This window comes from Gordonia rubripertincta (assembly GCF_038024875.1).
GTDB classification, from domain to species: domain Bacteria; phylum Actinomycetota; class Actinomycetes; order Mycobacteriales; family Mycobacteriaceae; genus Gordonia; species Gordonia rubripertincta.
Genome location: NZ_CP136136.1, coordinates 2,443,305 through 2,455,460, shown reverse-complemented (window position 1 = coordinate 2,455,460; position 12,156 = coordinate 2,443,305). Strand labels below are relative to the sequence as shown.

Here is a 12,156-nt window from a genome sequence, read left to right as displayed (position 1 = left end):
GACCCTGCGGTCCACGCTATTGACGGCCCCGAACGGCGTCAACGATTCGTCTCGAGCACGCGGCCTCGGCGACCTGGTCTCAGCCGCCGAAGAACGTCATGAGCCGGAGCGGGCCGGCGCCGACGATGCGCCGGGCCGGACGCAGCAACTCGGCGATCAGGTTGCGCGACGATGCGAGCCGTTCGACGAGTTCGGTGGGGGCGTAGAACTCGGTGGGCTGGGTGCGGCCACGCATGATGCGGCTGCCGAGGAGTTCCCATTCGTCGGCTTCCTCGGCGGCCGCGTCGATGGCGGCACCGCTGGCGAGGGCGGGGATGCGGCCGGTCTTGGCCATGTCGGACAGGCGGGCGCATTCGTTGACCGGGTCGCCGATGACGGTGTATTCGTAGCGTCGTTCGGCGCCGATGTTGCCGGCGAACACCTCACCGTAGGAGACGCCGATCCCCCATCGGATGTCGAGGCTCTTGGCGAGGCGGTCGGCGAGGTCGCGGGCGGCGGCGAGCGCATGTCCGGCCGGGTCGTCGAGTTCGACGGGTGCCCCGAAGACGGCGAGCGCGGCGTCGCCCTCGAATTTGTTGACGAAGCCGGAGTGCTGGTCGACCACGTCGAAGACGATGCTGAAGAACGCGTTGAGCAGTTCGGCGACGTCGTCGGGGCTGCGATTCTGAGACAGCCGCGTCGAGCCGACGATGTCGACGAAGAGGACACCGACCTCGGTGTTGGTGCCGTGCATGCCGACGCCGTCGTTGATGGCGAGTTCGGCGACCGTGTCGCCGACGTGCCGGGCGAAGATCTCGCGCATGCGGTCGCGTTCGGCGAGTCCCTGCACCATCACGTTGAATCCGTGTTGCAGCACACCGAGTTCCGAGGAGTCGTAGACGGGGACGCGGGCGTTGTAGTCGCCGTGGTCGACGCGGTGGACGGCCCGACGCATCTCGGTCAGCGGATCGGTGATGGCCTGTCCGACCAGGACGATGACGCGGGCGCCGGCGGCCAGTCCGACGACGGTGAGGATCACGGTGGTCCAGTCGACGGCGCCGTAGACGTCGGGCAGCATCCCGGTGAAGCGTCCGGCGTTCACGGTGAGCAGGCCGATCATGGGCACCGCCGAACTCACCGCCCACACCGCGAGCAGCCGGATGCGGACGCCGTTCATGACGTGGTTGGCCGGAAAGTCCTCGAGGACGACGATGGACAGGGGTCGGGCCGCGCGTTCGACGAACAGATAGGTCAGACACGCACTCGACAGGCCGGCGAGCGTGAACGCCACGGCGACACCGGCGACCGTCGCGACGCTGAGGTCGTCGGCGACGAACACATAGAACAGTGCGGCACTGAACCAGGCACCCACGGTGACGAGGAGCTCGAAGGCGGGGAGGCGTTGCACGGCCCGTCGACGCGCATGGTCGGCGGGCCGGCAGCTGACGAACCAGTCCAGCTGGGGACGGAGTACGAGCAGGCCGAGCAGCAGATTCACCACGATGCCGGTGACGATCGCGCCGACGACAGCCGGGAAGTTGGGGGCGCCGAGGGTCTCGGCGAAGGTGAGCTGGCCGCCGTTGAACGCGAGCTGCACGAGCAGGAAGGTCTCGACACCGACCAGCGCGTTGCTGACGACGACGGCGATCATCGCCGTGACGGTCGCGTGGCGGGCGATCCGGATCCGCATGTCCGGGCCGACCCGGGCCCACGCCCTCGGACTCGGCACCGTGGGCAGTCCCCACAGCATCCCGGCGGTGCGGCGTCGCAACCGCATCCACGGCACGACACGGCGGGTGCGGCGCCTGCGTCCCATGGGCTCTCCTGCCTCCTGGCGGTACCCGCAGCCTACCGAAGTCCGTGATGCCCGTGTCCCGGCAAAGGTCCCGATGTGGGTCGTCCTCCCGGCCCGACAAGAACAGACCGGCACCGACGCGGGGGATGCGTGGTGCCGGTCTGTGGGCCGTCCGGGCTCTGGGGTGTCGAGCCCGGCCGGGGGTCTGGGGAAGATCAGGCCTGGAGAGCCTCGATCTCGAGCGTGATGGTGATCTTGTCGCCGACGACGACGCCGCCACCCTCGAGCGGCATCTCGATGTCGATGCCGAAGTCCTTGCGGTTGATGACGGTCTTGGCGTCGAATCCGGCGACCACGCCCTGGCCCATGCCCGGGTTGGTGCCGTTGTACTCGAGTTCCAGGCTGACCGGCTTGGTGACGCCCTTCAGGGTGAAGTCACCGTCGAGGACGTAGTCGTCGCCGTTCTGGCGGACGCCGGTGGAGACGAAGGTGGCCTTGGGGAACTGCTCGGCGTCGAAGAAGTCGGCCGACTTGATGTGGCCGTCGCGCTGCTCGTTCTTGGTGTTGATCGAGGTCACGTCGATCTCGGCCTGCACGGCGGGGGTGCCGTCCTCGGACACGGTGATGGTGCCGGAGAAGGTGTCGAAGGTGCCGCGCACCTTGCTGACCATGAGGTGCTTGACGGAGAAGCCGACGGTGGAGTGGACGGCGTCGATGGTCCAGGTGCCGGCGGGGATCGGTGCCTTGACGGTGGTGGCTGCGGTCATGATTGCGTCCTTCCAGACGAGCGAGTGGTTCTCGGTTCGCGTGGGCCTGTTCGACCCATCGCTACTGTAAACGGACCGTGGTCCGTATTCATTCCCGGGTCTGGATTTTCTGACGTGATCCGCATCACCGCGCTGACCGCCGCGCTCCGGGCTCGAACCCTCGACACCGAAATCGCCGACAAGACGTATCGGCCAGATGAGTGCGGACCGGCTGACCGGACGGCGCCGTGGTGCCGCAGCCTCGCCCCACGCCGCACCCTGCCGAGGGTCTCCGGTGTGCGACGCTGCGGCGGCCTGGCAGAGCTGGACCACGGCATGAAGAATGCGGGTGCCCGGGCTGATGGTCCTCAGCCCGGGCATCCTCGGTCGTGGGTTTGGGGGGAAACCCCGACCGCCCGGTCGGGTATCGGGGGGAGGAACCCGACCGGATCATCTCTGTACCCGGTGCCGCGTCTCTCGAAACTCGCGCCGGTCAACTCGGTCGGGTCCGACCAGACCGGGTCGACGACGCCCGATCCGCTCACGTCGGGTAGGTGGTGTCCGACGCTGGCGGCTCAACGCCGGACACCCCGCCGGGCATCGCGACGTGAGTCAGGGGTGACCGGCTACGGGATCGGTACCCGGTACCGCGGGGGGCCGAAACCACCGATCCAGCGCCTACCCGCCACCGGAATGGGGGACCGTGGCGATCGGTGACCGGCCGCTACGAGGGCATATCCGCGCCCGATGACGAGCGCGGCCACCATGAAGGCGATCACGACGACGGAGATCGCACAGCCCAGCAGGACCTGGTTGCGTGTGGACATGGGCGCGTAGGGATCGTTGTACTCGTAGCGGTACACCACCTTCGCCGGTTCGATCGGCGGCGGCGCCGACCCCGGCGTCGCCGTCCGGTCACGTGAGCGGTCTCCGGCCGACGATTTCGCCGCTGTCTCCGCGTCAGCTGCCGTCTCCGACGAATGGGCGTTGTCCACGTCGGTAATCATGCCCAACCGGCGGGTGACCCGCCAGACAAATCCGTGTCGTCTGTTCAGCGGAAATCCTTGTCGCAGAGCGTATCTGAGAACAGTGAAGTCGAGATGGGACGATCGTACAGCTCGGTCAAATGTCCCGAATGGTGCCTATTTCCAGGCGAAGACGGGTTGCTCGAACTCGTCGACGCGGGTCGGGCGGTCCCGCAGCACGACCTCGGCGAACTGGTAGATCACCGCGGCGGTCGGCGCGTGGACCAGCGCATCGACGATCGGCAGCTGGATCACCGGGCGGTCCGACTGCGGGATCGTCAGGAATCGCGGCTCGACGGCCAGCTCGGCGAAGGTCACGAAGAACAGCTGCGCCACCTCGGCGGGATTCGGGGTCGGCTCCTGGTACTGCTCGGCCCAGCAGACGATCGGGGTGATCACGAACCCCGACCGCGTCGGATAGTCGTCGAGCATCCCGAGCACCGAGCTGGGCGGGAGCTGCACCCCGAGCTCCTCGTCGAGCTCGCGCAGGCCCGCGGTGACGGAGTCCTCCCCCGGGTCCAGCCGGCCGCCGGGAAGTGCGAACTGCGCGGCGTGGCGGCGCATCGTCGGCGGCCGTTTGCACAGCCAGATGCCCTGCTGACCGTCCTTCTCCGAGACCGCCAGCACGACGGCCGCGGCCGCCGCCCCGGGCTGGTCGACGGTTCGGTGTGCGAAGGCGTCGACGCGTGCGGCCGCCACGGCCCGTTCGAGGTGGGTCACACCCTCAGTTGATCACGGGTCCCGTTCGACGCCGTGACCGCCTGCCCGAGGTGGTAGCTGACCACACTGAGCGCGAACAGGCCGATCGCGAGGTTGAGCAGGGCTCCGAAGCCTTCCATCGCGAAGTCGACGAGCGCGTTGCTCAGCAGGAACACCAGCGCGGCGATGCGCAACGTCCGCAGCGGCCCGAGTCCGGCGGTCCCCCGCCGGCGGGCCAGCATGGCGGGCAACGCGAGCGTCAGCGTCGCGATCGCGCTGGCGAACAGGATCCAGGTGGCGATGCGGTTGTCGGCGAGCTCGATGTAGATGTCGAGGTCGTCGAAGCGGTCCTTGGTGAACACGAAACTCAGGGCGCCGACGACGACCCCGCCGGCCGAGGCCACCACGAGGAACCAGCCCACGATCGACACCCACCGCGGGCTGCGCAGGAAGTCCGGGATGAGGGCCACGGCCCGGTCGCGCAGGATCATCAGCCGGTCCGGGGTGTCCCTGCTCGACTCGAGCAGGGCACGGACGTTGCCGATGGTGTCGACGTCGAAGCCGTGGTGGGCGGCGGCAGCGAGGAACTCCTCGGCCTGGCGTCGACGACGCTCGGGGAGGCCGTGGGCGACACCGTCGGCGGCGATCGACGCCGCATTGGCCAGCGCCTCGGCGCCGGTGGGCGGCTTGACGTCCCGGACGATGCGGCTGATCAGCAGCACCAGCACGACGAGCACGTACATGATCTCCGCCGACGGCCCGTAGAAGTAGTCGTTGTCGCGGGTGACGAACTTGCCGACCTCGTCGAGGAACAACCCGAATCCGATGCCGCCCGCCACCACCGCCACCACCCGCGCGGTGGCGCCGAGGAACAACCAGCCGGTGACGAGGGCGACCATCATCAGCGCCCCACCCCACAGGGCGTGGGCGATGTGCAGGGTGCCGCCGCCGACCTGCGGGTAGCCGGTCAGCTGCAGATACAACCGGGTGAGGAGGATGGTGGCGATCGCGATGATGAGGAACCACTCGACGGCCGCGGTCCCGTAGGCACTGCGGACGATCACCGAGGTAGTGCGACTTCTCATGAGGTGAGTATTGCGGGTCGACGATCCGGCACCGCGGCAATCACTGTGCGCGGCACGAAACAGACGACACCGCAGCGCAATGAGCCGGCTCGCTCGGGGGCTCGTCGCGTGCGGTCGTCGATCTCACCTCTACGCCCCGATAAGGGGGCGCGGTCGCGGACCCACCATCGGGTCACGACGTGCCCGACCGACGAACCGGCCGACCGGATCGACCCGTCCGGTGCCGGCGATGGCCGCGAATCCGCTGTGTGCGTGCCGATCTCGTCCCTCGCCCCGCGCACGGGGCGGCGGGTGGTCGGCCACCACGACACCCATCGCCGGGTGCCGCGGACTCCCCCGGCGGGAACCGCGCACCCGCCGCATGCGTCTGAGTGTGGACCGACCGCCCCACCCACGACGTGTACGGAGGGATCGCCATCCCCGCACATCTGACCCCCCGCCGGCCCCGATGAGCCTCACCAAGTACCGGACGGCCACGGGCGCATCCCGCTGGCGGGTGACCTGGCGGCTGCCCGACGGGCGCAGCCGCAGCAAGGCATTCGGCACGCTGCGCGAGGCCCGCGCCTTCGAGGCCGAGGCGATCACCGCCCGCACCCGGGGCGTGGTGTTCGACCCCCGGCGCGGCGACACATTCACCGTCGCCGCGGTGTACGCGTCGTGGCTGGCCACCCGCCAGGATGTGACGCCCAAGGTGCGGCGCGGCTTCACCGACAACTGGCGGCTGCACGTGGCGCCGGCGTTCGGGACCTGGCCGGTGACCAAGGTCGACCGCGAGTCCATCCAGGAATGGGTGAACGCGATGGACTGCTCACCGCGGACCAAGCGGTGGCGGCATTCGCTGCTGCGGATGATCCTGGCGCATGCGGTGCTCGAGGGCCTGCTGGTGAAGAACCCGGCCGAGCGGACGGTGTTCCCGCCGCTGGATCTGGCCGAGCACCTCTATCTCACACACGCCGAGGTCGACGAGCTGGCGATCCGCTGCCGCGCGCAGGGCGACATCGTGCGCATCCTCGCCTACACGGGGCTGCGCTGGGGTGAGCTGACCGGGCTGAACGTGGCCGATGTGGACCTGGTCCGCCGGCGGATCTCGGTCCGCCGCTCGATGACCCAGGTCGGCGGCACCCTGACGACCGGGAAACCCAAGAGCCGGGCCGGGATTCGCACGGTGCCGCTCCCCCGGTCGCTGGTTGCGGTGCTGGCCGCCCGCGTCGACGGTCGGCCCCGTACCGCGCCGGCGGTCACCTCACCGCGCGGGGCGCGGTTGAGCCGGGAGAACTGGGTGCGTGCGGTGCGGTGGCGGGAGCAGGTCACCGCGTTGGGCTATCCGACGCTGCGGGTGCACGATCTGCGCCACACCTATGCGAGTCTGGCCCGCGCCGCCGGCGCCGATCTGCGGCTGCTGCAGGTGGCGATGGGTCATGCCTCGATCACGGTGACCGCACACACCTACGCGGACCTGTTCGACGGGGAGCTCGACGCGGTGGCCGACGCCCTGGATGCCCGCGTGGTGGAGATCACCGAGGGGGTTCCGGAGGACCCGTGACCGGCGTGGGCGCCACCGACCCGAGCTAGGAAACCAGAACAACCCCCCGGATCAACCGGGAGGTTTTCATGGTGGCCAGAGTCGGGATCGAACCGACGACCTTCCGCTTTTCAGGCGGACGCTCGTACCAACTGAGCTACCTGGCCCTAAGAGAACCGGCGCATCCGGTAGAACCGAATGCGCCGGTCATCTCTGGCGACCCTGACGGGACTCGAACCCGCGACCTCCGCCGTGACAGGGCGGCGCGCTAACCAACTGCGCCACAGGGCCTTGTTTAGTTGTTCTGTCCGACTCTCGTTTCCGAGTGCCGTCCAGGCGTACCCCCTACGGGATTCGAACCCGCGCTACCGCCTTGAAAGGGCGGCGTCCTAGGCCGCTAGACGAAGGGGGCCGGTCTCGCTTCTCCGCTGGGAGCTCGCATAGCTTATGACAGGTTTCGAGCAAACCACAAATCGTGTGGTCAGTGGGCTAAAACGGCCGTTGTGGCCCCCTGGTCAAGCCCCGAGTAGTGGTGTAACTCGTTTCTGATCCTTCGGGGGTCAGGCGGGTAGTTGCATCAGTGGATCGGTGGTCGCCTCCGTCGGTGTTGGGGTGTCGGTGGTCAGGGTAAGTCGGCAGCGGCTGAGGACTTCGAGTCCGAGGTAGCGGCGGCCTTCGGCCCATTCGTCGGTCTGTTCGGCCAGGACGGCGCCGATGAGGCGGATGATGGCGTCGCGGTTGGGGAAGATGCCCACAACGTCGGTGCGGCGGCGGATCTCGCGGTTGAGCCGTTCGGTGGGGTTGTTAGACCAGATCTGGCGCCACACGTCGTCGGGGAACCCGGTGAAGGCGAGCAGGTCCTCGCGGGCGTCGCCGAGGTGGTCGGCGACCTCGGGCAATCGGCCGTCGGTGTATTCGAGGAGCCGGTCGAACTGCTCGTGCACCGCGGTGGCGGTGGGCTGGTCATACACGCTGTGCAGCATCGCTTTTACCGCCGGCCACATGGACTTGGGGCACACTGCCATGAGGTTGGCGGCGTAGTGGGTGCGGCAGCGCTGCCATACCGCGCCGGGCAGGTTCGCTGCGATCGCCTCGATGAGCCCGGCATGAGCATCGGAGGTCACCAAGCGCACCCCGCCCAGGCCGCGGGCCACCAGGTCGGCGAAGAAGGTGTTCCACGATGCCTTGGTCTCACTGGTGGCCACCTGCATGCCCAACACCTCGCGGTGGCCGTCGCCATTGACGCCGGTCGCCAGCAGCACGACGGCCTTGACGACCTGCTTGTTCTCACGAACTTTGATCGTCAACGCATCGGCGGTGACGAAGGTGAACGGTCCGGCTTCGTCGAGGCGGCGGTGCCGGAATGCGGCGACCTGCTCGTCGAGGTCTTCGGCCATGCGTGAGACCTGCGACTTCGACAGTGAGTCGATGCCGAGTGTCTTGACCAGTTTGTCCATCCGGCGGGTCGATACACCGGCCAGGTAGCAGTCGGCCACGACGGTGATCAGCGCTGACTCGGCCCGCTTGCGACGTTCGAGGAGCCACTCGGGAAAGTAGCTGCCCGAGCGTAGCTTCGGAATGGCGACGTCGACGGTGCCGACCCGGGTGTCGAGGGGGCGGTGACGGTAGCCGTTGCGGCGGTTGGTGCGTTCGGAAGATCGTGCGTTCCATTCGGCACCGCACACGGCGTCGGCATCCGCCGAGAGCAGGGCGTTGATCATAGTCTGTAGCAGTTCGCGCATCAGATCCGGCGACGCGTCTGCGAGGGCTTGGCCGAGTAGGCCGGCAGGGTCGACAATATGGGGTGCGGTCATCGCGATGACTCCTCGAGGATTCTGTGGAAGGTTGACTCGAAGGATCACGCGGTGGCCGCTTTGCATCGGTCAACAACACAGCGTCAGACACGATCTCGGCCACCGAGTTACACCACTCTATGGGGCACTACTGGCCCCCTAGCTGCCTGAGGTGCGACCCCCCGCTGCCCGAGGTGCGAGGAGCGATAGCGACGAGCCACCAACCCCCCGCCGCCTGAGGTGCGAGGAGCGATAGCGACGAGCCACGAAGGCCTCGCAACAAGCCTCGAAACCAAGTGCCCTCACAGCCCCACCGGACACAGTCCCGCGGCCGGCTCGACACACCCACAGGCCCCCGTTCACCCCGTCGCAGCAAGCTGTAAACTAATCGACGCCCCGGCTCGCCGGGGTACGCCCCTATAGCTCAGTTGGTAGAGCTACGGACTTTTAATCCGCAGGTCCCAGGTTCGAGCCCTGGTGGGGGCACCTCTCTGATCAGGCGGAGCCGACAAGATGTTCCGCCCCCCGAAACGCCTTCGCACCCCTGCGGCAGTGATCATCCCAATGGTGGTCTAGTCGCGGACCACGCGCCGCTGTCGACGGAATCGGCTGTACGCATACCACGGAAACAGCACGGGTAGGTGCAGCCCAAGGCCGCCCATACGGGGACAACAGGACTGCTACCAACGCGAAACGACCTGGCAGGCAAGCCAGACCACCCACACAGAACGACGATTATCAGATCGATGAGCAGGCACCCAGCCCGGTGGGCAAGCTAACGACATGCACCGACTGCACTAGCGACTTGTCCCATGAGACTCCACTACTTGCGGTTGAATCTTAGTCGCCACGTTCCAGTCATGAGCGACAGTCTTCAGATCCATACGCGGAGCGCGCTGGATCCCCGCCACGAATCCCGCCGCCGAGAAGAGAAGCTCGCCAGCTGCGAGCCGACAGTACACGCGATGGGTAAATTGAAGCCCGGCGACACCTGAGGGCTAACGCCACTCCCCCTATATACAGCCGATACTAGGGCTAGCGGTAGCTGTAAGACCCGGGCAGGTTGTGAACGTGTAAGCGTTCGATCGGGGTGAGTCCGCCGATGCCGGTGTGGGCTCGGTGGTGATTGTAGTGGTGTAGCCAGTCGTCGTAGGTGGCTGCACGGGCGGTCTCTGAGCTGTAGAACTCGGCGTAGGCCCATTCCGAGGCCAGGGTGCGGTTGAATCGTTCGACCTTGCCGTTGGTTTGCGGACGGTAGGGACGGGTCTTCTTGTGCTTGATCTCGGCGCCGAGGGATTCTGCGAAAACCTTTGAGCGGTAACAGGCGCCGTTGTCGGTCATCACTCGTCTCACAGTGATCCCATGTTGGCTGAAGAAGGCGTTGGCGCGGTCCCAGAACTGCGCGGCGGTCTCTTTGCGTTCGTCGGTGAGGATCTCGGAGTATGCCAGCCGGGAATGGTCATCGACGGCGTGATGCAGATACGCGTACCCCGGGCGGTGTTTCTTGTTGTGCCGGTTGCCGATCGTGCGCCCGAGTTTGCGGTGGCCGCCGCCTTCAGGGATACGGCCGAGTTTCTTGATGTCGATGTGGATCAGGTCGCCGGGAGCGTCGTGTTCGTAGCGTCGTGGCGGTGTCCGGCGTACCGGAAGCCCGGTGGCCTGGTCGAGGTGACGCAACAGCGGCATCCGATACCGGCGCAACACCGCCTCAACGGTCGATTTCGCTAGCCGCAGGTGCGCAGCGATTCGTGCAGCGCCCCAGCGACGCAGGAACCGCAACTTGATGATTCGACGTTCCCGACGCACCGGGAGCTGATGGGGTGACCAGTAAGAGCGGCTGGACCGATCTGCCATGCCGGCCTCACCGGTCTGCCGGTAGCGGTCGGCCCACTTCTTGGCCGTGGCCGGTGAGCAGTTGAACCGTTCGGCGGCCCGTCGTAGAGGCCAACCCTGGTCGACGACGCACTGAGCCAAGGACAGACGGCCACGTTCGGTGAGAAAGGCATTACGGTGGGTCATGAGGGCCTCTTGGTGATCGGCGTGTGTGTGGTAACCACATCGATACCGGAGGCCCTCACCTGTTGACCGGCACCACGCCGTTCACAACCTCCCCAAGAGTTACAACTAGCACCCTAACCAGAAAATGAAACAGTTCTCGCCCAACATATGAGAACTCCTGGTCAGATTACGGACCGGAGGTCGCCGCAGGTGCCCAACCGTCTACATAGAGGTGGGCAGATCTCGCTTGCGGATAGCCGGAACACCCGCATAAAGACCATTTGGCTCACAATCTCGGATAACGACAGCACCAGCTGAAATTATGCATCCTTCACCGACCACTACCCCGGGAAGGATTATCGCACCGGCCCCAATCCAGCAGTAATCCCCGACGACAATCGGACGCCGACCCTCTCCAGCAGCTCGGGGCATCGGCGGTATTCCAACCTCGTGATCACTCGTAACAAACGAAACCCTCATACCTACCGAACACCGCCGGCCGATCGAGATAGGCGCCAACGAGTCAAAGAAGCAGCCATAGCTAACATAGGTTTCCTCACCTATCGAAACCCTAGTTGAACCGAAGAAAACAGACGATGCGATAGAAGACTTAGACACACCCATCCCGCTCGCCCTCAATGCTCGCCAGCGCAAGGGCTTAGGAAACAATCCCGACGCGAAAATTGTATTCAGTAGAACGTCGCGCCGATAGTTCCTAAAGAATCTGCGTACTTTACTGTCCATTCGAATCACCTATCCGTAAGCATCAGACGAGGCTGAAGGAGCGCCGAGACCCGACTTGCGTAGTCCGCATATCCCTCTGACGTCGGATGCAACCCGTCCTCGGTCAGCTCAATGGGCCAGCCAAGCGCCGAAGCGAAGAACGATCCGTGCACAGACGCAACGAGACGCAGACTGAGGTCGATGGCTGACGTACCGACGGCGTCGACTGACGGAACGACTACTGGGCCCACCACCAAATGATTGACTTCCTTTAAACCTTGGAGGACTTCAAATGCAGCGCCTGTCAAGTCACCGAGACCGACGTCATTTATTCCGCCAGCGACTACCACAACGTCCGGAGACATTCCAACCGCTCTTGAGACGCGTCCAGCGTAGCGGCTAGTTCCGCAATAGCCGCCGTTCAGATAGCCAGTTCGCCCCTCACCAAGAATCGCCACGCGAACGCCCAGAATCTTGGACATCACAATTGGCCAAGCGTCCTCCTTGGGTATACCAGCCCCCGTACCCAATGAGTATGAATCGCCGATTACCGCAACGAGCAACTTTCCGCTACCAAAGAAATCGAACTCGGCAGCGTCCGAGGTAGCTTGCTTACATCGATCGACCTTGGTACTCGGCTTCGTCTCGCGGTCACTAGCAGCGGGAGAGCAAGAGCTGACAATCACAATCAACAACGCCGCGGTCACTACAGCCACGAACCCCCTGGACGAAGACACCTTTCGCATCAAGTCACAGAACACTGTGAATCCGTCACACAACGACACCCATCC

Annotated in this window: 10 protein-coding genes and 4 tRNA genes; 2 read left to right on the top strand and 12 right to left on the bottom strand. The window is 65.9% G+C overall.

All coding sequences use genetic code 11. From position 1 onward, the window contains the following. Positions 1-79 precede the first annotated feature (79 nt). From RVF83_RS11140 to RVF83_RS11120, 5 genes are all read right to left on the bottom strand, one after another. Entirely contained in the window at positions 80-1,795 is a 1,716-nt protein-coding gene (locus RVF83_RS11140; protein WP_005196686.1) for an adenylate/guanylate cyclase domain-containing protein, read from the bottom strand. A gap of 194 nt (positions 1,796-1,989) precedes the next feature. Then, a complete protein-coding gene (locus RVF83_RS11135; RefSeq protein WP_005196684.1) occupies positions 1,990-2,541 on the bottom strand; it encodes a YceI family protein in 552 nt (183 codons plus the stop codon). Between the two features lie 605 nt (positions 2,542-3,146). Continuing rightward, positions 3,147-3,515, bottom strand: coding sequence for a hypothetical protein (locus tag RVF83_RS11130; RefSeq protein ID WP_247602464.1), 369 nt, complete (start codon positions 3,513-3,515; stop codon positions 3,147-3,149). A gap of 147 nt (positions 3,516-3,662) precedes the next feature. Next, on the bottom strand, positions 3,663-4,265 hold the full coding sequence (locus tag RVF83_RS11125) for an NUDIX hydrolase (RefSeq protein ID WP_005196680.1): 603 nt from the start codon (positions 4,263-4,265) through the stop codon (positions 3,663-3,665). Then, positions 4,262-5,308: a hypothetical protein gene (locus RVF83_RS11120; RefSeq protein WP_005196677.1), complete on the bottom strand. Its 1,047-nt coding sequence runs from the start codon at positions 5,306-5,308 to the stop codon at positions 4,262-4,264. The genes RVF83_RS11125 and RVF83_RS11120 overlap by 4 nt, the downstream gene beginning before the upstream one ends. Positions 5,309-5,777: 469 nt before the next feature. Between RVF83_RS11120 and RVF83_RS11115 the strand changes: the two genes are divergently transcribed. Then, positions 5,778-6,872 (top strand): tyrosine-type recombinase/integrase, encoded by a 1,095-nt coding sequence (locus RVF83_RS11115; protein WP_005196675.1) that lies wholly within the window; start codon positions 5,778-5,780, stop codon positions 6,870-6,872. 69 nt (positions 6,873-6,941) lie between these two features. Here the strand turns inward: RVF83_RS11115 and RVF83_RS11110 are convergent. The 4 genes from RVF83_RS11110 to RVF83_RS11095 form a co-directional block, all read right to left on the bottom strand. Beyond that, a tRNA-Phe gene (locus RVF83_RS11110) sits at positions 6,942-7,018 on the bottom strand. Between the two features lie 47 nt (positions 7,019-7,065). Next, a tRNA-Asp gene (locus RVF83_RS11105) sits at positions 7,066-7,142 on the bottom strand. A gap of 48 nt (positions 7,143-7,190) precedes the next feature. Further along, positions 7,191-7,263: transfer RNA gene (locus RVF83_RS11100), tRNA-Glu, on the bottom strand. Positions 7,264-7,411: 148 nt separating this feature from the next. Continuing rightward, positions 7,412-8,665 (bottom strand): IS256 family transposase, encoded by a 1,254-nt coding sequence (locus tag RVF83_RS11095; protein WP_005199596.1) that lies wholly within the window; start codon positions 8,663-8,665, stop codon positions 7,412-7,414. Positions 8,666-9,057: 392 nt separating this feature from the next. Between RVF83_RS11095 and RVF83_RS11090 the strand changes: the two genes are divergently transcribed. Next, a tRNA-Lys gene (locus tag RVF83_RS11090) sits at positions 9,058-9,130 on the top strand. 549 nt (positions 9,131-9,679) lie between these two features. On the opposite strand, the gene RVF83_RS11085 is transcribed toward RVF83_RS11090, so the two are convergent. The 3 genes from RVF83_RS11085 to RVF83_RS23730 form a co-directional block, all read right to left on the bottom strand. Continuing rightward, positions 9,680-10,663, bottom strand: coding sequence for an IS481 family transposase (locus RVF83_RS11085; RefSeq protein ID WP_005195429.1), 984 nt, complete (start codon positions 10,661-10,663; stop codon positions 9,680-9,682). Between the two features lie 201 nt (positions 10,664-10,864). Then, a complete protein-coding gene (locus RVF83_RS11080; protein WP_247602466.1) occupies positions 10,865-11,074 on the bottom strand; it encodes an acyltransferase in 210 nt (69 codons plus the stop codon). Between the two features lie 317 nt (positions 11,075-11,391). After that, positions 11,392-12,111 (bottom strand): SGNH/GDSL hydrolase family protein, encoded by a 720-nt coding sequence (locus RVF83_RS23730; RefSeq protein ID WP_369281078.1) that lies wholly within the window; start codon positions 12,109-12,111, stop codon positions 11,392-11,394. Positions 12,112-12,156: the final 45 nt, after the last annotated feature.

What these genes read in the sequence shown, in the direction of transcription:
- RVF83_RS11140 (WP_005196686.1), bottom strand. Translation starts at nt 1,795, where the DNA reads ATGGGACGCAGGCGCCGCACCCGCCGTGTCGTGCCGTGGATGCGGTTG.
- RVF83_RS11135 (WP_005196684.1), bottom strand. Translation starts at nt 2,541, where the DNA reads ATGACCGCAGCCACCACCGTCAAGGCACCGATCCCCGCCGGCACCTGG.
- RVF83_RS11115 (WP_005196675.1), top strand. Translation starts at nt 5,778, where the DNA reads ATGAGCCTCACCAAGTACCGGACGGCCACGGGCGCATCCCGCTGGCGG.
- RVF83_RS11095 (WP_005199596.1), bottom strand. Translation starts at nt 8,665, where the DNA reads ATGACCGCACCCCATATTGTCGACCCTGCCGGCCTACTCGGCCAAGCC.
- RVF83_RS11085 (WP_005195429.1), bottom strand. Translation starts at nt 10,663, where the DNA reads ATGACCCACCGTAATGCCTTTCTCACCGAACGTGGCCGTCTGTCCTTG.
- RVF83_RS11080 (WP_247602466.1), bottom strand. Translation starts at nt 11,074, where the DNA reads ATGCCCCGAGCTGCTGGAGAGGGTCGGCGTCCGATTGTCGTCGGGGAT.
- RVF83_RS23730 (WP_369281078.1), bottom strand. Translation starts at nt 12,111, where the DNA reads ATGCGAAAGGTGTCTTCGTCCAGGGGGTTCGTGGCTGTAGTGACCGCG.